Source organism: Sphingobium sp. B2D3A (genome assembly GCF_025961795.1).
In the GTDB taxonomy this organism is placed as follows: domain Bacteria; phylum Pseudomonadota; class Alphaproteobacteria; order Sphingomonadales; family Sphingomonadaceae; genus Sphingobium.
This window is the reverse complement of record NZ_JAOQOI010000001.1, coordinates 532,321-558,085: the sequence shown is the minus strand read 5'-3', so window position 1 is coordinate 558,085 and position 25,765 is coordinate 532,321. Positions and strand designations below refer to the sequence as shown.

At 66.0% G+C, this 25,765-nt stretch carries 21 protein-coding genes; 12 read left to right on the top strand and 9 right to left on the bottom strand.

The genetic code is table 11. The features are described from left to right. Positions 1-41 precede the first annotated feature (41 nt). Together M2337_RS02510 and M2337_RS02505 are read left to right on the top strand one after the other, a co-directional pair. Entirely contained in the window at positions 42-1,709 is a 1,668-nt protein-coding gene (locus M2337_RS02510; RefSeq protein ID WP_264571561.1) for a hypothetical protein, read from the top strand. After that, complete coding sequence (locus M2337_RS02505; protein WP_319799454.1) at positions 1,706-2,839, top strand: glycosyltransferase family 2 protein; 1,134 nt, start codon at positions 1,706-1,708, stop codon at positions 2,837-2,839. Before M2337_RS02510 ends, M2337_RS02505 begins: the two co-directional genes overlap by 4 nt. 10 nt (positions 2,840-2,849) lie before the next feature. Here the strand turns inward: M2337_RS02505 and M2337_RS02500 are convergent, their stop codons facing one another. Further along, positions 2,850-4,313 carry a glycosyltransferase family 39 protein gene (locus tag M2337_RS02500; RefSeq protein ID WP_264571560.1) on the bottom strand — a complete coding sequence of 488 codons (1,464 nt, stop codon included), beginning with the start codon at positions 4,311-4,313 and terminating at the stop codon, positions 2,850-2,852. Positions 4,314-4,483: 170 nt separating this feature from the next. On the opposite strand from M2337_RS02500, the gene sppA reads away from it, so the two are divergent. Next, a complete protein-coding gene (gene sppA, locus M2337_RS02495; protein WP_413716240.1) occupies positions 4,484-6,379 on the top strand; it encodes a signal peptide peptidase SppA in 1,896 nt (631 codons plus the stop codon). A gap of 2 nt (positions 6,380-6,381) precedes the next feature. Then, positions 6,382-6,780 (top strand): GFA family protein, encoded by a 399-nt coding sequence (locus tag M2337_RS02490; RefSeq protein ID WP_264571558.1) that lies wholly within the window; start codon positions 6,382-6,384, stop codon positions 6,778-6,780. On the opposite strand, the gene M2337_RS02485 is transcribed toward M2337_RS02490, so the two are convergent. Continuing rightward, positions 6,756-7,421, bottom strand: coding sequence for a trimeric intracellular cation channel family protein (locus M2337_RS02485; protein ID WP_264571557.1), 666 nt, complete (start codon positions 7,419-7,421; stop codon positions 6,756-6,758). The two genes, M2337_RS02490 and M2337_RS02485, sit on opposite strands and share 25 nt — an antisense overlap. 119 nt (positions 7,422-7,540) lie before the next feature. Here M2337_RS02485 and M2337_RS02480 point away from each other — a divergent pair, with 119 nt between their 5' ends. Further along, positions 7,541-8,119: an NADPH-dependent FMN reductase gene (locus M2337_RS02480; protein WP_181560950.1), complete on the top strand. Its 579-nt coding sequence runs from the start codon at positions 7,541-7,543 to the stop codon at positions 8,117-8,119. 12 nt (positions 8,120-8,131) lie between these two features. Here the strand turns inward: M2337_RS02480 and M2337_RS02475 are convergent, their stop codons facing one another. Continuing rightward, a complete protein-coding gene (locus tag M2337_RS02475; protein ID WP_264571556.1) occupies positions 8,132-8,830 on the bottom strand; it encodes a YggS family pyridoxal phosphate-dependent enzyme in 699 nt (232 codons plus the stop codon). A gap of 22 nt (positions 8,831-8,852) precedes the next feature. Between M2337_RS02475 and M2337_RS02470 the strand changes: the two genes are divergently transcribed. Then, positions 8,853-9,440 (top strand): thiamine phosphate synthase, encoded by a 588-nt coding sequence (locus M2337_RS02470; RefSeq protein WP_264571555.1) that lies wholly within the window; start codon positions 8,853-8,855, stop codon positions 9,438-9,440. On the opposite strand, the gene M2337_RS02465 is transcribed toward M2337_RS02470, so the two are convergent. Both M2337_RS02465 and M2337_RS02460 read right to left on the bottom strand, forming a co-directional pair. After that, positions 9,433-10,728 (bottom strand): SGNH/GDSL hydrolase family protein, encoded by a 1,296-nt coding sequence (locus M2337_RS02465; RefSeq protein ID WP_264571554.1) that lies wholly within the window; start codon positions 10,726-10,728, stop codon positions 9,433-9,435. The genes M2337_RS02470 and M2337_RS02465 overlap by 8 nt on opposite strands. A 168-nt stretch (positions 10,729-10,896) precedes the next feature. Continuing rightward, positions 10,897-11,655, bottom strand: a complete 759-nt coding sequence (locus M2337_RS02460) for a hypothetical protein (RefSeq protein WP_264571553.1) — start codon at positions 11,653-11,655, stop codon at positions 10,897-10,899. A 349-nt stretch (positions 11,656-12,004) separates the two neighbouring features. Between M2337_RS02460 and M2337_RS02455 the strand changes: the two genes are divergently transcribed. The 6 genes from M2337_RS02455 to M2337_RS02430 all read left to right on the top strand — a co-directional run bounded on the left by M2337_RS02455 (position 12,005) and on the right by M2337_RS02430 (position 19,642). After that, complete coding sequence (locus M2337_RS02455; RefSeq protein ID WP_413716217.1) at positions 12,005-12,454, top strand: DUF3576 domain-containing protein; 450 nt, start codon at positions 12,005-12,007, stop codon at positions 12,452-12,454. A gap of 62 nt (positions 12,455-12,516) precedes the next feature. Next, positions 12,517-15,162 (top strand): leucine--tRNA ligase, encoded by a 2,646-nt coding sequence (gene leuS, locus M2337_RS02450; protein ID WP_264571552.1) that lies wholly within the window; start codon positions 12,517-12,519, stop codon positions 15,160-15,162. Further along, entirely contained in the window at positions 15,162-15,674 is a 513-nt protein-coding gene (lptE, locus tag M2337_RS02445; RefSeq protein WP_264571551.1) for an LPS assembly lipoprotein LptE, read from the top strand. The genes leuS and lptE overlap by 1 nt, the downstream gene beginning before the upstream one ends. Then, the gene (locus tag M2337_RS02440) at positions 15,671-16,654 is read left to right on the top strand and encodes a DNA polymerase III subunit delta (protein ID WP_181560942.1); all 984 of its coding nucleotides are present in this window, start codon (positions 15,671-15,673) and stop codon (positions 16,652-16,654) included. The genes lptE and M2337_RS02440 overlap by 4 nt, the downstream gene beginning before the upstream one ends. Positions 16,655-16,998: 344 nt before the next feature. Further along, entirely contained in the window at positions 16,999-17,409 is a 411-nt protein-coding gene (msrB, locus tag M2337_RS02435; protein WP_264572327.1) for a peptide-methionine (R)-S-oxide reductase MsrB, read from the top strand. A gap of 91 nt (positions 17,410-17,500) precedes the next feature. Continuing rightward, positions 17,501-19,642: a transglycosylase domain-containing protein gene (locus M2337_RS02430; protein ID WP_264571550.1), complete on the top strand. Its 2,142-nt coding sequence runs from the start codon at positions 17,501-17,503 to the stop codon at positions 19,640-19,642. A 144-nt stretch (positions 19,643-19,786) separates the two neighbouring features. On the opposite strand, the gene lpdA is transcribed toward M2337_RS02430, so the two are convergent. From lpdA to M2337_RS02410, 4 genes are read right to left on the bottom strand one after another with little or no spacing between them, the layout of a single operon-like run. Next, positions 19,787-21,190, bottom strand: coding sequence for a dihydrolipoyl dehydrogenase (gene lpdA, locus M2337_RS02425; protein ID WP_264571549.1), 1,404 nt, complete (start codon positions 21,188-21,190; stop codon positions 19,787-19,789). Between the two features lie 57 nt (positions 21,191-21,247). Beyond that, a complete protein-coding gene (locus M2337_RS02420; protein WP_264572326.1) occupies positions 21,248-21,556 on the bottom strand; it encodes a GIY-YIG nuclease family protein in 309 nt (102 codons plus the stop codon). 50 nt (positions 21,557-21,606) lie between these two features. Further along, a complete protein-coding gene (gene odhB / locus M2337_RS02415; protein WP_264571548.1) occupies positions 21,607-22,881 on the bottom strand; it encodes a 2-oxoglutarate dehydrogenase complex dihydrolipoyllysine-residue succinyltransferase in 1,275 nt (424 codons plus the stop codon). Between the two features lie 33 nt (positions 22,882-22,914). Then, on the bottom strand, positions 22,915-25,734 hold the full coding sequence (locus tag M2337_RS02410) for a 2-oxoglutarate dehydrogenase E1 component (RefSeq protein WP_264571547.1): 2,820 nt from the start codon (positions 25,732-25,734) through the stop codon (positions 22,915-22,917). Between the last annotated feature and the right edge of the window lie 31 nt (positions 25,735-25,765).

The window sequence follows — 25,765 nt, the reverse complement described above, 5'->3', positions numbered from 1 at the left end:
CTGATATGCGGGCCGGCGGGCCTGTGGGACGTGGGGAATCAATGAAGCAGGGGTCCAGCGGTGCAGGACGGCTTTGGCTTGCGGCCACGCCCGTCCTCGTGATTTTTGCCATTGCGGCATTCCTCTTCGCGCGTGTCCAGAATATCTGGATCGACGAGACGACCCAGCTTTCCGGCGTCACCCTCGCGCCGGGCGCGCTGCTCTCCTGGCTGGCCGGCGGCTATGATGCCGGGTTCGGCGTACCGGATGACCGGATGCCGCCGCTCAGCTACTTTATCGATATGATCGGCTGGCACCTGTGGGGCGCCAATGAGCTGGCGTTCCGGCTTTATCATGCGGCGATCACCGCCGGCGGCATCCTGATCCTGATGCGCGCGCTGGCGTCTCGCTACGGGTTGCGCGCGGCCCTGATTGCCGGGCTGCTGCTGGTGCTTTCCCCCCGGCTGGTCTCGATGGCCGTCGAAATCCGCGCCTATCCCATCCTTCTCGCGATCAGCTGTGGGCAGGCGGCGATGGTGATTCGCGGCGACGTGGCGCAAAGCGTGCGGCGGCTGGGCCTGTTCGTGCTGCTCGGTGTGCTGAGCGGCTACACGCATTTCTTCGGCCTCGTCGCGACATCGGCCTATACGCTGGCGATCTTCATCGATGCGCGGACCGTGCGCGGCGCGGTGCGGGTGGTGCTGGCCTATGCGCTGCTGTTGCTGCTGTGGGCAGGACTTGCGCCCTTCGTTCTGGGTGCGGCCAATCTGAGTTCGCCGGCGCCCGGTTCCGCTGCGCCGGCCAGCGGGGTCGGTTTGGGCGACATCGCAGCCTTTCTGGCGCAGATGCTGGTGAGTGGCGCGACTTTGGTCGATCTGCCGGTGGCTGCCTTGTGCCTTGCGGGCGGTGCCATCCTTTTGCTCATCGCGGCAGTCGGCCTTGGCGGACAGGCCGCGAGACGCGGAACAGCCATCCGCCATGATCCGGTCATCGGCCTGATCCTCGCGCTGGCTGCGGGCATGATCGTGACCATCGCGGCGGCGCTGCTGGTCTCGCAATTCGATGCGCTCGCGCCGCGCTATAATATCTGGATGCTGGCGCCGCTCGCGGTGATCCTCGCGCTTGCCGCTGATGGGGCCATCGCGAGGCGCGGGCGGATCGCCGACTGGGTTCGCCACGCGGGCACCGTCCTGCTGGTCATTGGCAGTGCGGCGGCGCTGGTCATGTTCCTGGTGCGGGCCGACTGGTTCATCCACGGGCCTTCGCGCACGCTGGAGGCCATGGTGGCCAAGACGGAGAAGCCGCTCGCTGTGCTGCATGTTGGCGATGCCTGGGCATGGGCCTATTTCCCGCTCTATCGCACCCATCGCGAGGATCTGCCGCAATGGCTGCTGACGGCGGACGGGCAATCCGCGATTCGGATCACGCGCGGCGGCGACCCGGGTGGGCCGCCGCAGCCGCTGACGGCGCTGGCCGACCGCGCGACATTGCTGGTCAGCCATGTCGAACTCAAAAGCCACAACGATCTGCGCGCCCTGGCGCGGGGTGAGACGCCCCCGCCGGCGAGAGATTTGGTCCCCGCCCTGACGGCGGCCGGATGGCGCCCGGCGGAAACAATCGATCGTCCCGGTAATTTCGCCTTCACCGGTACGCTGTACCATCATCCCGACCCTGCATCCGCGCCGACCCGTCAACCCGCCGCGCCAGCCATTGAGGACCTTTCCGAGTGACCATCCAGACCATGACAGAAGCTCCGGTCGCGGCGCAGATGCTTCCGGCCGAGCTTGCGATCGTCGTTCCGACCTTCAACGAAGCGCAGAATGTGGCCCTGCTCGCCGATCTGGTCGACAAGGCCCTGCCCGGCGTCGCCTGGGAGCTGGTGTTCGTGGATGATAATTCGCCCGACGATACCTCTGGCAAGGTGCGGGCGCTGGCTCAGCGCGATCCACGCGTGCGCATTCTCCATCGCTTTGGGCGCCGGGGCCTGTCGAGCGCCTGTGTCGAGGGCATTCTTGCGACGTCCGCCCCTTATGTGGCGATCATGGATGCCGATCTTCAGCATGACGAATCCGTGCTCAAGACCATGTTCGAGCGGATCAGGGCGGACGATGTCGATCTGATGGTCGGCAGCCGCTATGTCGAAGGCGGCGGCATGGGCGACTGGAGCGAGAGCCGCCAGCGGATGAGCCAGTTCGCCACCAAGCTGGCGCTCAAGCTGACCAAGACGCCGATTTCCGACCCGATGAGCGGCTTCATGATGATGCGGCGCGATGCCTTCATGCGCTCGCTGCCCAATCTCTCCACGGTGGGCTTCAAGATCCTGCTGGATATCGCGGCCAGCGCGCCGACGCCGCTGCGCGTCGCGGAAGTGCCCTACACCTTCCGCACGCGCCAGTTCGGCGAGAGCAAGCTCGATAGCCTGGTGCTCTGGGAATATGTGCAGCTGCTCATGGACAAGGCGGTGGGCCATATCGTGCCCGTCCGCTTCCTGAGCTTCGCCATGGTCGGCGGCACGGGTGTGGTCGTCCACTTTGCCGTGTTGACGCTGCTGTTCGTGGCGCTGGGCATGAGCTTCGCGGTGGCGCAGACCGCAGCGACGCTCGTCGCGATCACCAGCAACTTCCTGCTCAACAACATGTTCACCTACCGCGACCAGCGCCTGCAGGGCTGGGGATTGCTGCGCGGCTGGATCACCTTCAACCTCGTCTGTGCCTTCGGTGCTGCGGCGAATGTCGGCGTGGCAGATTGGCTGTTCGTCAACAATGGCTACTGGGCCCTGTCCGCTCTGGCAGGCATTCTGGTCAGCGTGGTGTGGAACTACGTGATGTCCGCCTTCTTCACCTGGAAGAAGAAGGGCTGAACGCAGCAGGTCATTCGAACCTAACGAAGCGGTGGTAAGCCTCGGTCCGGTCGTCCCGGACCGGGCTAATTCGCGCTAACCGGGGAACCATGGCGCTCCAAGCCTCGCCCAAATCGGAATCGAACGGCGGACGCTGTTCAAAAACCAGGATCGTTGGCGGACACTTGTTGATGGCATCGGCACACAGCCTAAGCTGACTGGCAATTGCGACTTCATCTGCCTCCGGGCTTCTCCGGCTAAGCACATGCCAAGTCGAGGCAGGGAGTCGGTAAGCGGCGAGCTCGCGCGTGAGCTGCTCATCATAATAGACGGTCGCGCCGCGCCAGCCTGAAGCCTTAGCGGCAATCGCCTCTCCGGGGTTGGGCAGGCGCTGTGCAGGGTAGTCAGGCAGAAGCGCCCAGATATGAGCGATCGCGAGGACGAGAAGCACGAGCGGGCGCAAGCTGCGCGGCAGGCTCATCACGGAAAAAGCGAGCAAAATCGGCAACGTCACAAGAGCGCCCATGAACGATCGTGCGAGGTAGATAGGCTTGAAGACGCCGACAAAGGCGAAGAGAAGTGGCCCCAGCACCAGAAAGGTCATCATGACGATGAACAGCCGCGGGGATTGCTTCCACAGTTGCAGGGCCCCGAAGACATACAGACTTACAACAACGATCTTGGCGAGCGCCGGAAAGGCGATGGCCGTCATCGTCTGTTCGTAGAAAACCTTCACGTCTGTGGGTGCGATCCAGCTGTTGCGGACCGCACCTTCCGTCATCGCGTAGCCCAGAAAATGGACCGACTGTGGAATGCACAGCAAGGCCGCGACGGCGATGCAGGCACTCAGCAGCCAAAACAGTCGCCAGTCGCGATCATAAAGCAGCAGCACAAGCGTTGCTGCGCCAAAGAGGACCATGAAGAGCAGCGAGACATATTGGAGGTAAAATGTAAGGGCGAGGAAGAGTGTAAAGCCAATGGCGCATCGCCACTGTCTCGTCCTCGGCATGTCGCGCTGTCGGAGCAACTCGAGATAGAAGTAGGTCGCCCACAGCATTGCGAAGGCGATGACGCCGTAAAAGCGGATTTCCCGAGTGTAATGAACATTCAGCGGGTGAAAAACGAAAAACAGTCCGGCGAGGATCGCTACCGGCAGGCCGAGCCAGTTCCGCGCAATCAGGAAGAGTGCGGGCACAGAAAGAGCACCGATGAACGCCGGTAGCGCGCGCATCGCAGTGCGGCTGTCACCGAATACGGATATCCAGGCCTTGAGCAGGACGGTAAAGGTCGGCGGATGTACATCGGTGGTGCGATGAAGCGAGAAGTGGTGGGCGTAAGTTTCGCGGGTATAGAGCCAGGTGAAGATCTCATCCTGCCAAAGAACCGGATGCTCTATCCAGAACAGCCGGACCGCGGCCGCGAGAGAAACCAGAAAGGCCAGAAGACCCGCCTGTCGATAGGTCCGATCCCCAATCCATGCAGCAAAACTTGACATATCGTCCCCCCACCCGGCTGTTGCATATCCACATTCCCGCAAGCCGCAAAGAACAACCCCTTGTTCAGTGAGCGCCCTGTGAGCGTGCTCGCCAGAGGTGCTGCATCTGACGGGAACGTGCATCGGGCAGGAAGATGCGCTAGCGAAGCGGCAAAGGAGCCGCCAACGTGCTGAGTCTTGTGAAAACTGCCTGGAAAATCATGATGGGGGTGAAGGACGCTCTGGTCCTGCTCTTCCTCATCCTCTTCTTCGCGATGCTCTACGCCGGCCTCAAGGCCGCGCGGATGGAAGACAGCTTTCCGGCCAGTGGTGCGCTCTATCTGGCGCTGGACAGGCCGATCGTCGAGCAGCCGCGGCCGATCGATCAATATGCGATGGTCGCGGGCACCGGCGGGTCGGGCGAATATCGCCTGCGCGATGTGGTGCGCGCCATCGAGGCAGCGGCGGGCGACAGCGCGATCAAGGCCGTGGTGCTCGATCTGGATGGCTTTGGCGGCGGCGGGCAGGTCGCCATGCAACGTGTGGGCGAGGCGCTCGACAAGGTGCGCGCGGCGGGCAAGCCGGTGCTCACCCGCGCTTCTTATTATGACGATGCCAGCTATATGCTGGCCGCCCATGCCAGCGAGGTGTGGCTCGATCCTCTCGGCATGGTCGGGGTGACCGGGCCGGGCGGGAGCAATCTCTACTTCAAGGGCCTGATCGACCGGCTGGGGGTGAAGGCGCATGTTTACCGCGTCGGCAGCTTCAAGAGCGCGGTGGAGCCCTATACGCAGGCCGAACAGTCGCCCGAGGCGCGCGCCGCCAATGAGGCGCTGGTGACGGCGATCTGGTCCGACTGGCTGGAGCATGTCGGCAAGGCGCGTCCGGCGGCGCGGGTGCGCGATTATCTGGCCGATCCGCTGGCGCTGCTGCGCGCCAATGGCGGCGATACCGCCAAGGCGGCGCAGGCGGCGGGGCTGGTCGACAAGCTCGGCGATCCGGTCACGTTCGGCAATCATGTTGCCGAAATCGTCGGGGAGGCGAGCGATCCGCGGCCGGGCGATTATGCCGCCATCCCGTTCGAGGGCTATTTGCGCAAGCATAAGGAAGGCAGCGGCGGACAGGTCGGCGTCGTCACCGTCGCGGGAGAAATCGTGGATGGCGAAGCGGCGCCCGGGCAAGCCGGGGGCACCAGCGTCGCCAGCCTCATCAACGACGCGGTGGCCGAGGATTCGGTGAAGGCACTGGTGCTGCGCGTCGATTCGCCGGGCGGATCGGCGGCGGCGGCGGAGGAAATCCGCCTCGCTTTGGCGCAGGCGCGGGCCAAGGGCCTGCCGATCGTCGTCTCGATGGGCAATGTCGCGGCCAGCGGCGGCTATTGGGTCAGTACGGCCAGCGACATGATCTTTGCCGAGCCGGCGACGATCACCGGGTCGATCGGCGTGTTTGGCATATTGCCGAGCTTCGAGGATGCGCTCGCCAAGGTCGGCATCACCAGCGACGGCGTGAAGGCGACGCCGCTCTCCGGCGAGCCGGACGTCATCGGTGGGGTGAGCCCGGAGTTCAACGCGCTGGCGCAGGCGAGCGTGGAGGATATCTATGGCAAGTTCATCGGTCTGGTCGCCAGCAATCGCAAGATGACGCCGCAGCGCGTCAACGAGATCGCGCAGGGCCGGGTGTGGGCCGGCGGCATGGCGCATCAGCTCAAGCTCGTCGACCGCTTCGGCGGGGTCGAGGATGCCGTGGCGGAAGCCGCGCGGCGCGCCAAGCTGAGCGGTGACGCCGCAAGCGCGCGCTATTTCGACCCCGAGCCGGATTCGCTGGCGCAGTTCCTCGGCATGTTCCTGAGCGGGGAGGCCAGAGCGCCGGCCCTCACTGCGCCGCGCGATCTGCTGAGCTATGCGGCGCGGCAGCAGCGGCAGATTGCCGTGCGGATCATGCGTGATCTCAAGGGGCTGGTCGAGGGGCCGTCCATCCGCGCCGACTGCCTGGAATGCCGCGCCTTTACGCCCGCCAGCGCCATGACGTCGGGCGAGCAGGCCGGCTGGCTCGGCATCCTGCTTGGTGCTGCGCAGCGGCCGCTCTGAGAATGGCGGACGCGATCACCGGCGGCTGCCTGTGCGGCGCTTGCCGCTATGCGACCGATGCGGCGCCGATCAACATTCGCGCCTGCTATTGCCGGCTCTGCCAGAAAGCGACTGGCGCACCGCTTTATGCGCGGGTGCTGGTGCCGCTTGATGCCGTCCGCATCGAAGGTCCGGTGGGATGGCATCACAGCTCGGCGGCTTTGCGACGCGGCTTCTGCACCGCGTGCGGCACCACTTTGTTCTCGGAGCGCGCCTCGGCCAATGTGATCGGCCTTGCCATTGGCAGCCTGGATGAACCCGAGCGCTATCCACCGACCGAGCATATCTGGACATCAAGCGCGCTGAGCTGGCTGACATCGGCCGATGATCTGCCGCATTATCCCGAGGGGCCACGTGCCTGATCCGGGCTGCGACCGGCGCGATAGTGCGGGAGCGCAAGCCCCCGGGCGATGGCGACAGCGCGCAGGATGAAGCCGGCGAGGACAGCCAGAACGGCGGCCCAGGGGGCAGCCATGCCGATGCTGGCCAGCAGCGCATAGAGGCCCGCCGACAGGGCAGCGGCGGTCACATAGATTTCCGGGCGCAGCACGATGGAGGGGTGGCCGGCCAGCAGATCGCGGATGATGCCGCCGACGCAGGCCGTAATGATGCCCATCAGGGCGCTGATGAAGGGCGGGATGTCGAGGCTCATGGCCTTGGCGGTGCCGAACACGGCGAAGGCGACCAGCCCCACGGCGTCCAGCCAGTCGAGCGCGCGCTCGCTCCACCAGCGCTCGGGCGTCATCCACACCACCAGCGATGCACCGAGGCAGATGAGCGCAGGGCGCACATCGTGAATCCAGAAGACCGGCGCGCCGATCAGCAGATCGCGCACCGTGCCGCCGCCAACGCCGGTGGCGATGGCAAAGAAGGCGAAGGTGACGAGGGTCTGGCCGAGGCGCGCCGCCGCCAGCGCGCCCGAGGCTGCAAACACGAAGATGCCGACCAGCCCCATGGCGGAGAGCAGCGCGTCGACGGGCACGGGCAGATCCTGCGGTGTCATGCGCCTTCCTTAGCGCAGATCGGCGGGCTTTCCATCTCTGCTGGCCGGGCGAACCTGCTGTCGCACGGAGCGCGACACGCTGCTAGGCTCGCGCCGACATTGCCACGGAGCCTGACAATATGAGCCTTTCGCTTCTCGTCTTCTATGGATCCTATCGGGAGGCGCGCGCCGGCATAAGGCTTGCGGACTATTGCGTGCGCACGCTGTCCGAACGGGGCCATAAAGTGGAACTGATCGATGCGCGCGCGGTTGGCCTGCCTATGCTGGACAAGCGCCTCTCCGATTATGCGCCCGGCACCGCCCCTGCCGAGATGACGGCACTGGCCGACAAGATCAGCGCGGCCGATGGGTTCGTGTTCGTCACCGGCGAGTATAATTCCGGTCTGCAGCCGGGCCTCAAGAACCTCATCGACCATTATTATCAGGAATGGCGGCGGCGGCCGGCCGGCATTGTCAGCTATTCGGCAGGGCGGATGGCGGGCGCGCGCTCCAGCTATGCCTGGCATCCGACGCTGACGACGCTGGGCATCGCCGTGATTCCCGCCAGCGTGGCGGTCGGCGGGATCACGGACAGTCTCGATGCGGCCGGCGAACCAAGCGGCGCGGGTGGCGCGGCGCTGGTGCGCAGCTTCACCGGCTTTGCGGAAGAGCTGGAATGGTGGGCCGGCGCGGTGAAAGCGCAGCGCAAGCCGGGCTAACGCGGCCGGCCTTCAGATGGCGTCGCGGGTGCCGAACAAAGCGGTGCCCACGCGCACATGCGTGGCGCCGAGCATCACTGCCGTCTCATAATCGCCGGACATGCCCATGGAGCGGCCCGGCAATCCATGATCGCGGGCCAGCTTGTCGAGCAGGGCGAAATAGGGCGCGGCTTCGACGTTCGCCGGGGGGACGCACATCAGCCCGACGACCGGCAGGTCCGCCGCGCGCGCCTGTGCCAGCAGGCCCGGCACATCGGCGATGGCGCAGCCACCTTTCTGCTCTTCCTCACCGATATTGACCTGCAGGAAGCAGTCCGGCCGGCGGCCCGCCTTGTCCATGGCCTTGGCTAGCGCCGCGATCAGTGAGGCGCGGTCGACGCCATGAATGGCATCGAACAACGCGACCGCATCCTCCGCCTTGTTGGACTGAAGCTGGCCGACGAGGTGGAGGCGGATGTCGGGATAAGCCTCGCGCAGCGCCGGCCATTTGGCCTGCGCTTCCTGAACGCGGTTTTCGCCGAACACGCGCTGCCCGGCCTCGATGAGCGGGCGCACCGCCTCGGCCGGATGCGTCTTGCTGACGGCGATCAGCGTCACCGACCCCGCAGGACGACTTGCGACACGCTCGACCCTGCTGATCGCATCCCGCACATGTGCCAACCGGCTCTCGGCCGTGCCGTCGACGCTCGTCTGATTATTTTGCCCATTCATCGGCGCCGCTATAAAAGGCGCGATGCACGCAGGCCAAGGCAAATCGCGCACTCCGCTCCCGACCGTGTGGCTGATGAGCGACGAGCGCGTGGCGACGGACGATCTTTTGCGCGCCATCGCGCGTCTGCCGCGCCAGTCGGCCCTCATCTTGCGCCATTATCGCCTCGACCCCATCGCACGGCGGGCCTTGTTCAATCAGGTGCGGCGGGCGGCGCACAAGCGTCATTGCCGCATTCTGTTGGCCGGCGATGCGGACATGGCCCGGCACTGGGGGGCAGATGGCCATCATGGCCCGACCGCAGGACCGCGCGACCCGCGCTGGCTGCATAGCGCGCCGGCGCACGGCCATAAGGAAATGCGGGCGGCGCAGCGCGCCGGTGCGGATGTCGTCCTGCTGTCCCCGCTGTTTCGTACGCGCTCGCACCCCGGCGCGCGACCGCTTGGCCCGGCGCGCTTTGCGGCGCTTGCACGACTGGCGACTCTGCCGGTGATCGCGCTTGGCGGGGTCCACCCGCACCATGCCGCCTTGGTGCGGCGCCTTGGGGCTGTGGGTTATGCGGCCATCGACGGGTTAACGCCCAGACGTGGCCCGCGCGGTGACGCTATTTGAACAGCGAGAGGTCGATGGACGCAGCCAGCGCCTCATAACCCGCATCGGTGCCGTGCAGGAAGTCGCCCATATGATAGCCGGGCCGCATCTGCTGCGGATTGGCCGGGTCCGCAAAGGCGGCGTCGAAATCCAGCCAGGCATCGAAGATCGTACCGGAGCGGATGGCGGCGTTGATGCCTTGCCGCACGGTCTCGGCTTCCGGCGTCCAGTAGGTCGCGCCCTTATAGGGGGCGATCGTCGCGCCGACCGCGGTGATGCCGCGCGCCCGTGCGCGCTCGGCGATCTGGCGATAGCCCGCCAGCATCGTCTCCAGCGTTACCTTGGTGCCATCGGCGAGGACATTGGGCCGGCCAGCCTGCTGGGCCATGCGCTCGGCGCCAAAGGCGATGCCAAGATCGTTCACGCCCTCGAACACGATCAGATAGCGGATGCCGGGCAGGGCGAGGATGTCGCGGTCCAGCCGGGCCAGCGCGCTATCGCCAAAGCCATCGCTGAGCACGCGATTGCCGCTGATGCCCTGATTGGCGATGCCCCACTTGCCGGGATTCGCCGCCAGCAGACGGGCGGCGAGGAAGTCCGGCCAGCGCCGGTTCGCGCCGGGCGTGGAGCCGATGCCATCGGTGATCGAATCGGCCAGCATGGCAATCGTCCCGGCACCGTCCTGCGCATCGATCTCCACGGCGGCGAGGAAGGGGCGATGCGGACCTTGCTGCACAGGCTCGAAGGGCTTGCCGAGATAATTGCCGGGTGGTGAGACGCGCAGCGTATCCAGCCCGCTTTCATGGCAGGTGCAGGGGCCGGTGTCGCCCGGCACATAGATCTGCACGGAGAGGCGGGCGAGGTCCGGCACGGGCATATCGACCGTGTCGCTCAGCAATGGCGCGCGCGCCGGGATGCGGGCTGTCGCCGCGCCGCCGAAGCGCAGCATCCGGGCTGAGCCCTGCACTTCGGCGCCTTGCGGATCGAGCAGGGCGATGCGCACCCCGCCGATCTCCAGCGGCTTTTCGCCATAGGCATTGGTCAGGCGCAGTCGCAGCTTTTTGCCGCCCGCCGCGATACGGAGCGTCTGCACCAGCGTCTGGTTGTTATAGCTTCTCGGCGCCATGAGCGGGCCAAGATCCGTGCGGGGCCGGACAGGCGCGGCCGACCAGCTGGTGATCCAGTCCGCCCGCGCCGGTGCTGCCGAGAGAAGCAGGCCGAGGGCCATTGCGGCGATGCCTGTCGCGCGTCCGAACCGGCTTCTTGGGGCGCGGTCGCCACGATGATGGGCGATCTGGTTTGTGCGCATAGTCCCTCTCCCCGTTGCAGTGCCGGTTGGCGGCCCGCAACGCGGTGCTGCCTCGCCGGGCGCTGCTGTGTCAATCATCGAGGGGCGAAACGGCGGGCGCGTGAGAGCCACAGCGCTTGCGCGCACGACTTATCGCACACGCAAACGAAAGATAGCGCGCAGGCGGGTTTAGAACTTGAAAGTGGTGCCGACGTAGACGGCCTGGCTGTCCTGCGCCTGATCGGTCACCGTGGGCGCGAGCCGGTTGTTCGGCCCGGCATAGCGTACGCCAGCCTTCAGGTTCAGGTTGCGGGTCAGCGAATAGCTGCTCGACAGATCGACGGCATAGCTGGGCTCGGCGCCAAGCGTGGCCGGCGTATCTTCAGCCGGGGAGGCGGCAGCGACTTCGCGATGCTCAAGCTGGACATTCGCCGAGAAGCGCTCCTGCTTCGGGCGCAGCGTGAAGCTGGCGACCGGCTCGCTGATCGACTTCTCGATGATCGGGTCGAGCCTGGAGGATTCGATGCGGGTGCCCGGCGTGAACCGCGCGAGACCCTTGGTCACGCCCAGCCGGTATGCGACAGGCGCGACGCCGAGATTGGGCAGAACCCGCTCGGACCGGCCATCCAGCGCGGAGGCCATGGCGTTGGGCGTGCGGACGAGAATGGTCAGCGAGCGATTGCCGGCCGCCGAACCGCTGGTCGGCGTGAAGCGGAAGCCCTTGCTCTGCGATTCGCGCGCGGCTTGGGCATAGGCCTTGGCCAGCTTCTCATCATGGGTGACCGGCGTGAACGAACCGATGCTGCCCAGCATCTTCAGCGACACGCCGCTTTGATCCAGGCCCCTCGATTCCGCGCCGAGAACAGCGGAAAGCGCCGGGGTGAGGGCGAGCGACAGGGCGGCTGTCAAAGCCCCCGCCAACGCGATCTTTCCCGTCTTCACCGTCACCGTTCGCTCCCTGCGCCGACTCCATTTCGAGGGCCGGCCTGTGTTCTTATATCATGAGGGGATAGCGCGGACCAGAAGCAGAGACGATTCGCTGGAAAGCGTGACCGATTCTCCACAGTGGCCACCGGCGAGCCGGTTATCCCCTTATAATCCCTTTGTGAAACGACCATTGTTCAACACGGTTGCAAAAATCAACCCATCGCAACTGAAATTGCGCCGGGCCGATGCCGGGAGCGGCGCAAGCGGCAGAGCCCGCGCAATCCGCCACTTGTGCCGCCGCCCTGCCTCACTATAGAGGCTGATCGACAGGGAGCCCGGTCACCACCGGACATCACGGGATAGGCAACGCATGGTTCTGAGCGGACACAAGACTTTGAAGGGCGGCCTGCTGCTGGCGCTTGCCTGCGGGATGCTGGCGGCCTGCGGTGGCGGAAAGGATCGTCCGAAGGCCGATCTGGCCGCATCGCGCGTGACCAGCATCGGCATCAACGGCTATCTCTGGCGCGCCAGCCTCGAGACGCTGTCCTTCATGCCCCTGCTCCAGACCGATTCCAACGGCGGCGTGATCCTGACCGACTGGTACATCAATCCCGCCGCGACGAACGAGCGCATGAAGCTGACGGTGACGATCCTCGACCAGGATCTGCGCGCCGATGCCCTGCGCGTGGCGGCCAGCCGCCAGATGCTGCAGAACGGCCAGTGGATCGATGCCCCGGTGCAGGCGGCGACGACCCAGAAGCTTGAAGAAATCATCCTGACGCGTGCCCGCGACCTGCGGCGCCGCGCGATCAGCGGCTGACAAAGCCCGGCCTCGGCGCCCGTCACGGGGCCGGACCGGCCCTATTGATGAACGAGGCGAGAGTGAGCGACAGACGCTTCAACCCTGCGCAGGCTGACGCCCGCTGGCAGGCCGTGTGGGACGACAGGGAGAGCTTCAAGGCCGGCACCCGTCAGGGCGCGCCGAGAAGCTATGTGCTGGAGATGTTCCCCTACCCCTCCGGGCGCATCCACATCGGCCATGTGCGCAACTATTCCATGGGTGACGTGCTGGCCCGCTTCCGCCGGATGCAGGGCCATGATGTGCTGCACCCGATGGGCTGGGATGCCTTTGGCATGCCCGCCGAAAATGCCGCGATGGAAAAGAAGATCCATCCGGGCAGCTGGACGCGCGACAACATCGCCTCGATGAAGGCGCAATTGAAGCGCCTGGGCTTCGCGCTCGACTGGAGCCGCGAGCTGGCGACCTGCGAGCCGGATTATTACGGCCAGGAACAGGCGCTGTTCATCGACCTGTATGAGGCCGGCCTCGTCTACCGCAAGGAAAGCGCGGTGAACTGGGACCCGGTCGACATGACCGTGCTCGCCAATGAGCAGGTGATCGACGGGCGCGGCTGGCGCTCGGGCGCGCTGGTCGAGAAGCGCAAGCTCAACCAGTGGTTCCTGCGCATCACCGACTTCGCCGACGATCTGCTCGCCGGCCTGGGCACGCTGGACAAGTGGCCCGAGAAGGTTCGCCTGATGCAGGAGAACTGGATCGGCAAGTCGCAGGGCATGCAGTTCCGGTTCAGATTATCCCAACCCCTCCCCTTCAGGGGAGGGGCCGGGGGTGGGGGCGATGCGTCAGCATCGCTCGCGGAGCGCCCCGGCGCGAGCACCCAGCCCCACCCCAACCCCTCCCCTGAAGGGGAGGGGCTTATTGAGGAGCTGGAGGTCTTCTCCACGCGGCCGGACACGCTGTTCGGCGCGAGCTTCGCGGCGATTGCCGCCGATCATCCGATTGCACTGGCGCTCGCTCAGGACAATGCCGATCTCGCGGCGTTCGCCGAGGAATGCCGCCGGTCGGGCACCGCCGCGGCTGACCTGGAGACGCAGGAGAAGAAGGGCTTCGATACGGGCCTGAGCGTCGTCCATCCGCTCGATCCGGACTGGAAGCTGCCGCTTTTCGTCGCCAATTTCGTGCTGATGGATTATGGCACCGGCGCCGTCTTCGGCTGCCCGGCGCATGACCAGCGCGACCTCGACTTCGCGCGCAAATATATGCTGCCGGTCGAGCGCGTGGTCGCGCCGCAGGGCGAGGAGCAGGCGCCGATCCATGACGAGGCCTATACCGGCCCCGGTCGCCTCGTGAACTCGCGCTTTCTGGATGGCATGGCCGTGGAAGACGCCAAGGCCGAAGTCATCCGCCGCGCTGAGGCCGAGGGCTGGGGCAAGGGCACGACGGTGTGGCGCCTGCGCGACTGGGGCGTTTCGCGCCAGCGCTACTGGGGCACGCCGATCCCGTTCATCCATTGCTCGGATTGCGGCGTGGTGCCCGTCCCCAAGGCGCAGTTGCCGGTGGTGCTGCCCGAGGATGTGAGCTTCGACGTGCCCGGCAATCCGCTCGACCGGCACCCGACGTGGAAGCATGTCGATTGCCCCAAATGCGGCAAGGCTGCCGTGCGCGAGACCGACACGCTCGATACCTTCGTGGATTCGAGCTGGTACTTCATCCGCTTCGCCAGCCAGCCCGATGACCAGCCGTTCGACCGCGCCGAGGCCGAGAGCTGGCTGCCGGTCGGCCAGTATATCGGTGGCATCGAGCATGCGATCCTGCATCTGCTCTATGCCCGCTTCTGGACGCGCGCGCTGGCCCATATCGGCAAGATCAGCGTTGCCGAGCCGTTCGAGAGCCTGTTTACGCAGGGCATGGTCACGCATGAGACCTATGCCCGCAAGCAGGGCGAAGGCCTGCCGCCGCTCTACTATGCGCCCAGCGAAGTGACGCGCACCGCCGAAGGCGCGACGCTGCTCGCCGATGGCGCGCCGGTGGAGATCGGCCGCGTGATCAAGATGTCCAAGTCCAAGAAGAATGTCGTGGACCCGGACGAGATCATCGAGCGCTATGGCGCGGACGCGGTGCGCTGGTTCATGCTCTCGGATTCGCCGCCCGAGCGCGACCTGCCGTGGAGCGAGGCCGGCATCGAGGGCTCGTGGCGCTTCGTCAATCGCTTGTGGCGCATCTTCGGGCAGGTCGGCGAAACCGGCGACGGCAGCGAGGACAAGGCGCTCAAGCGCAAGCTGCACCAGACGGTCGACGGCGTCGCCAGGGACATCGAGGCGCTCGCCTTCAACAAGGGTGTCGCCAAGATCTACGAGCTGGCGAATGCCATCGAGAAGGCGGCGCCGTCCGCCACCCGCGCCGAGGCGATTCGCGCGCTGACGCTGCTTGTGGCGCCGATGACGCCCCACATCGCCGAGGAAGCCTGGGCCGAGATGGGCTATGAGGGCCTGATCGCCGACGCCATGTGGCCGTCTGTCGATCCGGCCTTGCTGGTCGATGACGAAGTGACCATCGCCATTCAGGTGATGGGCAAGCTGCGCGATACGATCACCGTCGCTAAGGGCACGGACAAGGCCACGCTGGAGAGCCTTGCGCTCGCGGCGCCCAATGTCGCGCGGCAGCTGGAAGGCCGGGCGCCGAAGAAAGTGATTGTGGTTCCGGATCGTCTGGTCAATCTGGTCATCTGATGACCAGCGCTCTCCCCCGCCTCGCTTTAGGCCGCCTCCTATTGGGCCTCGCCCTTGCCGCCAGCCTCTCGGCCTGCGGATTGAAGCCCATGTATGCGGGCGGGCGCAGCGGGGCTGCGGCGCAGGCGCTGGCGAGCGTGCAGGTGGAACCGATCCCCGGCAAGAGCGGCTGGCTGATGCGTAATGCGCTCAACGACCGGCTGGCCGCCATGGGCGATGCCGCCCCGCGCTTTCTGCTCAAGGTGCAGCTCGATGATCGCATTGAGGGTCTGGGCGTCCGCGCCGATGACACGGTGACGCGCGAACGCCGGACCCTGCGCGCGCGCTATCAGCTGGTCGATACGCAGGATGGCAAGACCGTGCTCGACGAGACGTCAAGTTGGGACGCGGGCATCGATGTCGCCTCCAGCGAATATGCGACGGTTGCGGCCGAGGATAGCGCGCTGGAGCGACTGACCGAGATCGTCGCCGACCGCGTGCTGGCCAGCGTGGCGCTCGCCGCGCGCGAATGAGCCTGCGGGCGGACAATCAGGCCGCGCTCAAGGCGCTGGACGATCCCGCGCCGAACATCCGCCTCTATCTGCTGTACGGGCCGGATGAAGCCGGCAGCGAAGCGCTCAGCGCCCGCGTCGGCAAGGCCATGGGGGCGGGTGCCGAACGGATCGACCTGGATGGGGCGACGCTGCGCAGCGACCCGGCGCGCCTGCCGGATGAAGCTGCCGCCATCTCCATGTTCGGCGATAAGCGCTGGGTGCGCGTGCAGCCAGCGGGTGAGGAAGTCGTGCCGGCGGTCGAAGCTCTGCTGCAGGCGCCGGCGACCGGCAATCCGGTGGTGATGATCGCGGGCAATCTGCGCAAGACGAGCAAGCTGCTCAAGCTGTGCGAGGGCGACAAGGCGGTGATGGCCATCGTCAGCTATGCGCCGGAGGGCCGCAATGCCGATGCGCTGGCGGTCAGCATGGCGCGCGAGCTGGGTCTCGAACTGCCCGGCGATCTGGCCCGGCGGCTGGTTGCGCTCACCGGTGCCGAGCGGGGGCTGCTGGCTGGCGAGATCGAAAAGCTGGCGCTGTATCTGGATGCCTCGCCCGAGGAGCCCAAGGCAGCGACGCCCGAGGCGCTGGATGCGCTGGGCGCGGAGGGGGGCGACCAGCAGCTCTTCAAGGCGGCGATGGTCGTGCTCTCCGGCAATGTCCGCGCCACCGAGCATGAGATGGCCCGGCTGCGCCAGAGTGGCGGCTCGCTGGCGGGGCTTGCCCGCCTCACCCTGCAACGCGCCATCGGCTTTGCGCAGGCGCAGGGCGGACAGGCGCCGCGCTTTGGCGGGCGTGGCGACGAGGAGGTGGCGCGCCGCTGGAGTGCGGAGGCGCTCGACAAGGCCATTCACCGCCTCGCCGAAGCCGAGCGGACCAGCCGCCTTTCGCACCAGATCGGCGAGACGGTGCTGGCGCAGGAGTTGATCAACGTCGCACGGCTCGGCGCACGCGGGCGCTAGGGCCAATCGACATTCAGCCCTGACGGCCTGCAAATGGCGGCCTTCCGTGCTTCCGGTGCTCACGTACCTGACGTACGCTGCGCTCCGGGTCACGGAAAACCGTCATTTTCGTCACGTCATCATCTGAATGTCGATTGGCCCCAGGGGGCGTGGACAGTTCCGAGGCGATGGCGATGGACCCTATCTCGTCATTAGCGACGTCATCCCGGATCAAGTCCGGGATGACGAAAAGAAGGGCTGAAAAGCGGGCGTCTGCTCCCGTAGATTCGGCGCGTTTGTCTACGCCCCACGATCCGCCATCCGGCGCCATTGACGCGCCCGGGCAGGCACCCGATATTCCGCGCATGGACAAGATGAACCTCAGCGATGCCGAGTGGCGCGAGCGCCTGACCCCCGAGCAATATCATGTGCTGCGCGAGCATGGCACCGAGCGCGCCTTTGCGGGCGCCTATGACAAGCTCAAGGATGCCGGCATCTATCATTGCGCCGGTTGTGGCCTGCCGCTGTTCGACAGTGGCCACAAATATGACAGCGGCTCGGGCTGGCCGAGCTTCACCGCGCCGCTGGAAGATGAGGCGGTCAGCGAATATACCGACACGAGCCACGGCATGCGCCGGGTCGAGGTGCGCTGCGCGCGCTGCGACGGGCATCTGGGCCATGTCTTTCCGGACGGGCCGGGGCCGGAAGGCCTGCGCTACTGCATGAACAGCGTCGCGCTGGACTTCGAGCCGCAGGGCACCGCACAGGACGATTGATATCCTATTCAGCGCTTGTAAAGGCGCTGGACGCTTGTAGCGTCCTGCACAGTTGCAGCACGCAGCGGTTCGGAGCGGTACAAGGCAAGGCATGGCCAAGGCAAAATCGGGGAGCTCGATCAGGCTCTGGACCATCCGGCTGATCAAGGTCGGCATCGCACTCGCCATCGGGGGACTGATCGCGCTGGTGATCGCGGTCGTCATCGCGATGCAGTCGCTGCCGAGCTTCGACTCGCTCAAAAGCTCGCCCAATGGGCAGATGATCCGGGTCCATGCCGCGGACGGCTCGGTGCTCGTCTCGCTCGGGCCGAGCTATGGGCGCTGGCTCAACCATTCGCAGATTCCCGAGGTGATGACCCGCGCTTTGGTCTCGGTGGAAGACAAGCGCTTCTACATGCACCCCGGTGTCGATCCGATCGGCGTCGCCCGTGCGGCCTGGGTAGGCTATGTCCGCCGTGGCGAGGGCCGGCGGTTGCAGGGCGCGTCGACCATCACCCAGCAGCTGGCGCGCAACATCTTCCTCAACAACAGCTATTCCGCCGGCCGCAAGCTGCGCGAGATGATCCTGGCGCTCGCTATGGAGCGCAAGTTCAGCAAGTCCCAGATTCTGGAGCTGTACCTCAACAAGGTCTATTTCGGCGGTGGCGCCTATGGCGTGGATGCCGCGAGCCGCAAATTCTTCAATCACCCCGCGACGACGCTCAGCCTCGAGGAAGCGGCGATCATCGCCGGGCTGGTGAAGGCGCCCTCGCATTATTCGCCGACGGCCGATGCCGATGCTGCCGCCGGCCGCGCCAGCGTGGTGCTGGACGTGATGGCGGCCAATGGCGACCTTACCAGCGCCGAGCGGGCCGCTGCCGACCTCGACAGCGTGCGGCTGGTGCCCGAGAAGGCGCAGGACAGCGTGCGTTACTTCACCGACTGGGTGCTGCCGCAGCTCGATACGCTGATCGACGAGCGTGAGCAGCCGCTCGACGTCTACACGACGCTCGATCCCCGGATGCAGCGGGCCGCCGTCGCGGCGCTCAAGGGCAATGTCCCCGGCGGCGCGCAGGGTGCGCTGGTCAGCCTCGACCGCGATGGCGCGGTGCGGGCGCTGGTCGGCGGGCTGGATTATGTCAGCTCCAACTATAACCGCGCGACCGTCGCTCAGCGGCAGCCGGGCTCGGCCTTCAAGCTGTTCGTCTATCTCTCGGCGCTGGAAGCCGGCTACACGCCCGAGACGCGGGTGGTGGACAGTCCGGTGACGATCAACGGCTGGTCGCCGCGCAATGACAATCGTCGCAATGTCGGCGAGATCGACGTGCGCACCGCCTTCGCCTATTCGATCAATACCATTGCCGCCAAGCTGGGCATGGAAGTGGGCTTCTCGACTGTTGCAGACATGGCGCGCCGGTTCGGCATTTCCACGACGATCAACACGCACCCCTCGATGGTGCTCGGCACGTCCGAGGTCCACCTCATCGACATGACGCAGGCTTTTGCATCGGTTGCCCGCAAGGGCGTGGCGGTGCGGCCCTATGGCATCCTCAAGGTAACCACGGCCGATGGCACCACCCTGTATGAGCATGAGGACGATACCAGCCGCGTGCTGGTGGCGCCCTGGGTCGCGGCGGGGATGACCGATCTGATGCAGACGGCGGTGAACACCGGCACGGGCCGCGCGGCCCAGATCGGCCGGCCTGTCGCAGGCAAGACCGGCACGACCACCAGCAACAAGGATGGCTGGTTCGTCGGCTTCTCCAGCGGCATCACCACCGGCGTGTGGATGGGCCGCGATGACAATCGCACCGTGGGCGGCCTGGCCGGCGGGCGCGCGCCCGCACGAGCCTTCGCGGCCTATATGCGCACCGCCGTGGCCAATCGCCCGGTCGAGAATTTCGAGACCGAGGTGGTGCTGCCCGAATGGCAGCTCGAACCGGACGAAGAGGCCTATGGCTCGCCCGACAATGGCATGATGGTCGACGAGAACGGCTTGCCGCTGCCGCCTGCCGAGGGCCAGAGCAGCGGCGCCGAAGGCGCGACACCGGGCGATACCAGCGGCACGGAAGCCCCGCGCCGGATCGACCAGCGCTGGATCGACGAAGTCCTCGGCCGCGACGAACGCCCGGCGCGCCCGGCACCCGCCCAGCCGGGCCAGCAACGGCCGCCGCCGCAGCAGCGTCAGGCACCGCCCGCGCAGCCCCAGCCGCAACGGGAATCGCCGTCGATCCTGCCATCGGGGATGCAGTAGGGGGCTGGTTCAGCCGCGGAAGACTCGTCAGCGCAGCGCCAGACGTGCGCGAATCTTCCGCCAGCATTCAACCTCGCTGGCGAACAAGCGTACACGCGGGCAAAGGGGAAGCTCCTGACCGGACAAGCCGGTCAGGGCGCCAAGTCACATGTGGATGGGCTTGCCGAGTACCGCCATCGCGGCTTCCTTCACCGACTCATTGTGCGTCGGGTGGGCGTGGCAGGTGTAGGCGATGTCCTCTGACGTCGCGCCGAACTCCATGGCCTGCGCGGCCTGGGCGATCATCGTGCCGGCGGGATCGGCGACGATCCACACGCCGAGCACCCGGTCGGTCTCGGCATCGGCGATCACCTTCACGAAGCCGTCGGTCGCGCTGATCGCCTTGGCGCGGCTGTTCGCCATCATCGGGAACTTGCCGACCTTGACCTCGCCCTTCTCGCGGGCGGCTTCCTCGGTGAGGCCGACACCGGCGATCTCCGGGCTGGTATAGACGACGCTGGGGATGACGTCATGATTGACGATGCCGGTCATGCCGGCGATGTTCTCGGCGACGGCAATGCCTTCATCCTCGGCCTTGTGCGCGAGCATGGGGCCGGGAATCACGTCGCCAACGGCCCACACGCCATCGACCTTGGTGGAGAAATCGGGACCGGTCTCGATCTGGCCGCGTTGGTTCAGCTCCAGCCCGATCTTGTCGAGGCCGAGGCCCTGCGTGTTCGGGCGGCGGCCGATGGCGACCAGCACCGTATCGGCCTCGATCGTCTCGGCGGTGCCACCGGCAGCCGGCTCGACCGTCACGCTGGCCTTGCCGCCCTTGACGGCAACGCCGGTCACCTTGGTGCCGGTGCGGATCTCGAAACCCTGCTTGGCGAACAGCTTGGCGGCTTCCTTGCGCACCTCGCCGTCCATGCCGGGCAGGATCTGGTCGAGATATTCGATCACGGTCACCTTGGCGCCCAGGCGACCCCAGACCGACCCCAGTTCGAGACCGATGACGCCGCCGCCGATCACCACCAGATGATCCGGCACCTTCTTGAGCGCCAGCGCGCCGGTGGAATCGACCACCACGCCCTTGTCATTGTCGATCTCGACACCGGGCAGCGGCGTCACGCTGGAGCCGGTGGCGATGACGATGTTCTTGGCGGTCACGGTCTTGCCGGCCACCTCGACGCTGTGCGCGTCCTTGAAGCTGGCGAGCCCCTTGAGCCATTCAACCTTGTTCTTCTTGAACAGGAACTCGATGCCGCCGGTGAGGCCCTTCACCGCCGCATCCTTGTCCGCCAGCATCGCCGGCAGATCGAGCGATACCGAGCCGAGCTTGATGCCGTGCTTGGCCAGCACGCCATCCTTGGCCTCATGGAACAGGTGCGAGGCGTGCAGCAGCGTCTTGGAGGGAATGCAGCCGACATTGAGGCAGGTGCCGCCCAGCGTCTCCCGGCTTTCCGCGCAGGCGGTCTTCAGCCCAAGCTGCGCGGCGCGGATCGCCGCCACATAACCGCCCGGCCCGGCGCCGATTACGAGAACGTCATAGTCGAACTGGTCTGCCATTACTCGCTCCATTGACCGGTCACCGCTTTGTGTTCCTGCGGAGGCAGGAACCCACGGCTAGGTCGCAATCACCGACCACAGATCGCGCCATTCGGGATTGTTCTCCCTGATCAGGCGGACTTTCCAGGCCCGTTTCCATTTCTTCATCTGCAGTTCGCGCAGCCGCGCTTCCTGCAGATCGTCATATACTGCGTACCAAACAAGGAGCCGGCAACCATAGCGTTTGCTGAACCCTTCGACATGGCCCTCGCGATGTTGATGGCATCGCGCGACAAGGTCGCTCGTGACTCCGAGGTACAGCGTGCCATTAGGCTTGCTGGCCATCAGATATAGGAAGCCACGTTTCGTCGTTTCATCTCCGCCGATGGGCTCCTGCCTTCGCAGGAGCACGGGCTAGTTTGCGATGTTTGCCTGCCTCACAAATCGATGAGCAGCCGCGTCGGGTCCTCGATGGCGTTCTTGAGGGCGACGAGGAAGGTCACGGCCTCGCGGCCATCGACCATGCGGTGATCGTAGCTCAGCGCCAGATACATCATCGGGCGTGCGACGATCTGGCCGTCGACCACCATGGCGCGCTCCTCGATGCGGTGCAGGCCGAGCACGCCGGACTGCGGCGGGTTGATGATCGGCGTCGACATGAGCGAGCCGAACACGCCGCCGTTGGAGATGGTGAAGGTGCCGCCGGCCATGTCCGCCATCGACAGCGTGCCTTCTTTGGCGCGCTTGCCGAAATCGGCGATCGTCTTCTCGATCTCCGCAATGCTCATCGTCTCGGCGTTGCGGATGACCGGCACGACGAGGCCGTTGGGGGCCGACACCGCGACCGAGATGTCGCAGAAATCATTGTAGACGATCTCGTCGCCCTCGATCTGCGCATTGACGCCCGGAATATCCTTGAGCGCCATGCACGCGGCCTTCACGAAGAAGCCCATGAAGCCGAGCCGCACGCCGTGCTTCTTCTCGAACAGATCCTTATACTTGGCGCGCGCGGCGATGACGGCGCTCATGTCCACATCGTTGAACGTGGTCAGGATCGCGGCGTTGTTCTGCGCTTCCTTGAGGCGCCGCGCGACGGTCTGGCGCAGGCGCGTCATCTTCACGCGTTCCTGATGGCGCGACGGGCCGGAGCTGCCGGTCGCCGGTGCCGGCGCGGCGGCGGCCACGGCGGACTCGCTCGCGACGGCGCTGCCATCGGCGATGGCGGCCATCACGTCGTCCTTGGTCAGGCGCCCGTCCTTGCCCGTGCCCTTGATCTTGCTGGGGTCGAGGCCATGCTCCAGCACCAGCCGGCGTACGGCAGGCGAGAGGGTGATGGCGCCAAGCGTGCTGTCGCCCTCATGCGCGGCCTGCGCGGGTGTGGGCGTCGGCGTCGGTGCAGGGACTGCCTCGGTCTTGGCCGGGGCCGGCGCAGCGGCTTCCGCCTTGGCCGGTGCGGGCTTGCTGGCCGCAGCCGCGCCTTCCTGCACGGTGGCGATGACGGCGCCGACATTCACGGTGTCGCCTTCCTTCACCAGCAGCTCGCCCAGCACGCCGGCAACCGGCGCGGGGACTTCCACCGCAACCTTGTCGGTTTCCAGGCTGGCGATCGGCTCATCGGCCTTCACCGCGTCGCCGGGCTTCTTCAGCCACTGGCCCACCGTCGCTTCCGTGACGGATTCACCCAGAGTCGGCACTTTCACTTCAGTGGCCATGTCTTTCCTCCTGCCCGGCGCGGCCTGCGCGGACTATGCTTTCTTCTGGCGCTTGATCTCGGTGCGCACATTGTGACCGAGCGCGTCCGCAATGAGCGCACCCTGCTCGGCCTGGTGACGGCGGGCAAGGCCGGTGGCAGGCGAGGCCGAAGCCTTGCGACCTGCGTAGCGGGCGCGCATCGGCGCCTTGCCGGCCTGATCGAGCGCCTCCTCGATATAGGGCTCCACGAAGAACCACGCACCATTGTTGCGGGGCTCTTCCTGACACCACACCACTTCCTCCAGCACGGTCATGCGCTTGAGGCGCGTGGCGAGCGCCTCGGTCGGGAAGGGATAGAGCTGCTCGATGCGGACGATCTGCACGTCCTTGTCACCGGCGGCGTCGCGCGCTTCCATGAGGTCATAGGCGACCTTGCCGGAGCACAGCACCAGCCGGCGCGTCTGCGCGTCCGCCGCCGGTGTGGGGTCGGAGAGGATGCGCATGAAGTGGCGATCGCCCTGGAAATCCTCGGCCTTGCTCACCGCCAGCTTGTGCCGCAGCAGCGACTTGGGCGTGAAGATGATCAGTGGCTTGCGGAACGGGCGCAGCATCTGCCGGCGCAGGATGTGGAAATAGTTGGCCGGCGTGGTGCAGTTGGCGATCTGGATATTGCCTTCCGCGCAGAGCTGCAGGAAGCGCTCGAGGCGCGCGGAGCTGTGCTCGGGCCCTTGCCCTTCATAGCCATGCGGCAGCAGCAGCACGAGGCCATTGGCCCGCAGCCACTTGGACTCGGACGAGGCGATATACTGATCGATGATGATCTGCGCGCCATTGGCGAAATCGCCGAACTGCGCTTCCCACAGCACCAGGCTCTTGGGGTCCGCCATCGCATAGCCATATTCAAAGCCCAGCACGCCATATTCGGAGAGCGGGCTGTCATAGACCTCGAAATGGCCATGCGGCACGGTGGAGAGCGGGATGTACTTCTTCTCGCTGTCCTGATCCACCCAGACGGCGTGACGCTGGCTGAACGTGCCGCGTCCCGAATCCTGACCCGACAGGCGCACGCCATAGCCTTCCGACAGCAGCGAACCGAAGGCCAGGGCCTCGCCCGTTGCCCAGTCGAAATTCTCGCCGGTCTTGAACATCTCCGCCTTGGCATCGAGCACGCGCCGCAAGGTGCGGTGGACGTTCACGCCTTCGGGCACCGTCGTCAGCGTGCGGCCCAGGCTCTCGAATAGCTTGGGCGACACCGCAGTTTCGACATTCTTGCGCGCGGTTTCGATGTCGGCGGGCTGATGCAGGCCCGACCAGCGACCGGCAAACCAGTCGGCATGATTGGCCTTGTAGGTCTTGGCCGATTCAAACTCTTCCTCGAGATGATCGACGAAGCCCTCGACCTGCGCGGAGAGGAACGAATCGTCCACCACGCCCTCTTCACGCAGACGCGAGGCATAGACCTCGCTCACCGGCGGATGCTGCTTGATGCGCGCATACATGAGCGGCTGGGTGAAGCTCGGCTCGTCGCCCTCATTGTGGCCGAAGCGGCGGTAGCACCACATGTCGATCACGATGTCGCGATGGAAGGTCTGGCGATATTCGATCGCCAGCTTGCAGGCGAAGGTCACCGCTTCGGGATCATCGCCATTCACATGAATGATCGGCGCCTGCACGCCCTTGGCGACATCGCTCGGATAGGGCGAACCGCGCGAGAATTGCGGGCTGGTGGTGAAGCCGATCTGGTTGTTGACGACGAAGTGGATGCAGCCGCCGGTATTGTAGCCGCGCACGCCGGAGAAGCCGAAGCATTCCCAGACGATGCCCTGGCCGGCGAAGGCCGCATCGCCATGGATGAGCACGGGCAGCACCTGCTTGTGCTTGCCGGGGCCGATATCGTCGCGGAACAGCTGCTGCGCGCGCACCTTGCCGAGCACGATCGGGTCGACCGTCTCCAGGTGCGAGGGGTTGGGCACCAGCGACATGTGGACATTGATGCCGTCGAAATCACGGTCGGTCGATGTGCCGAGATGGTATTTCACATCGCCGGAGCCGCCGACATCCTCGGGATTGGCGGTGCCGCCCGAGAACTCGTGGAAGATCACGCGGAAGCCCTTGGCCATCACATTGGCCAGCACATTGAGGCGACCACGATGGGCCATGCCGTACACGATCTCGCGCACGCCAAGCTGGCCGCCATATTTTATCACGGCTTCGAGCGCCGGAATCATGGACTCGCCGCCATCGAGGCCGAAGCGCTTGGTGCCGACATATTTGCGGCCCAGGAACTTCTCATATTGCTCGGCCTGGATGACCTTGGCGAGGATCGCCTTCTTGCCCTCGGGCGTGAAGATGATTTCCTTGTCCTTGCCTTCCATGCGGTCCTGCAGGAAGCGGCGCTCCTCCACATCGGAGATGTGCATATATTCGAGGCCGACATTGCCGCAGTAATTGGCGCGCAGAATGTCCACCAGCTCGCGGATCGTCGTCCACTCAAGGCCGAGGGCGCCGCCGACATAGACCTTGCGGTCCTGCTCCGCGCCGGAGAAGCCATGATATTCCGGAGTCAGGTCGGCCGGCAGGTCGCGCTGGCTCAGGCCGAGCGGATCGAGATTGGCCGCCAGATGGCCGCGCACCCGATAGGTGCGGATCAGCATCATCGCGCGGATCGAATCGGCGGCTGCCTTGGCGACATCGGCCTGCGAGGCGGGCGCGCCGCTCTTGGCGGCGGCGGCCTTGATCGCCACCTGCATCTGCGTGGGGTCGAGCGCGGCGGTCAGATCGTCCGTGCTGTCGAGCGGCCAGCCCTTGCGCGCCCAGCTCGGCCCTTGTTCGGCCTCTTGCGCGCCGCTGAATTCCTGATTCTCGTAACCCATCGGTTCGATCCTTGCCTCTCTCCGCCGGGCG

Coding starts and splice junctions, on each gene's coding strand:
- odhB (WP_264571548.1), bottom strand. CDS start 22,881: ATGGCCACTGAAGTGAAAGTGCCGACTCTGGGTGAATCCGTCACGGAA.
- msrB (WP_264572327.1), top strand. CDS start 16,999: ATGGACAAGATGAACCTCAGCGATGCCGAGTGGCGCGAGCGCCTGACC.
- M2337_RS02500 (WP_264571560.1), bottom strand. CDS start 4,313: ATGTCAAGTTTTGCTGCATGGATTGGGGATCGGACCTATCGACAGGCG.
- M2337_RS02490 (WP_264571558.1), top strand. CDS start 6,382: ATGGCGGACGCGATCACCGGCGGCTGCCTGTGCGGCGCTTGCCGCTAT.
- M2337_RS02510 (WP_264571561.1), top strand. CDS start 42: ATGAAGCAGGGGTCCAGCGGTGCAGGACGGCTTTGGCTTGCGGCCACG.
- M2337_RS02430 (WP_264571550.1), top strand. CDS start 17,501: ATGGCCAAGGCAAAATCGGGGAGCTCGATCAGGCTCTGGACCATCCGG.
- M2337_RS02475 (WP_264571556.1), bottom strand. CDS start 8,830: ATGAATGGGCAAAATAATCAGACGAGCGTCGACGGCACGGCCGAGAGC.
- M2337_RS02485 (WP_264571557.1), bottom strand. CDS start 7,421: ATGACACCGCAGGATCTGCCCGTGCCCGTCGACGCGCTGCTCTCCGCC.
- M2337_RS02440 (WP_181560942.1), top strand. CDS start 15,671: ATGAGCCTGCGGGCGGACAATCAGGCCGCGCTCAAGGCGCTGGACGAT.
- lpdA (WP_264571549.1), bottom strand. CDS start 21,190: ATGGCAGACCAGTTCGACTATGACGTTCTCGTAATCGGCGCCGGGCCG.
- lptE (WP_264571551.1), top strand. CDS start 15,162: ATGACCAGCGCTCTCCCCCGCCTCGCTTTAGGCCGCCTCCTATTGGGC.
- M2337_RS02470 (WP_264571555.1), top strand. CDS start 8,853: ATGCACGCAGGCCAAGGCAAATCGCGCACTCCGCTCCCGACCGTGTGG.
- M2337_RS02480 (WP_181560950.1), top strand. CDS start 7,541: ATGAGCCTTTCGCTTCTCGTCTTCTATGGATCCTATCGGGAGGCGCGC.
- M2337_RS02455 (WP_413716217.1), top strand. CDS start 12,005: ATGGTTCTGAGCGGACACAAGACTTTGAAGGGCGGCCTGCTGCTGGCG.
- M2337_RS02410 (WP_264571547.1), bottom strand. CDS start 25,734: ATGGGTTACGAGAATCAGGAATTCAGCGGCGCGCAAGAGGCCGAACAA.
- M2337_RS02465 (WP_264571554.1), bottom strand. CDS start 10,728: ATGCGCACAAACCAGATCGCCCATCATCGTGGCGACCGCGCCCCAAGA.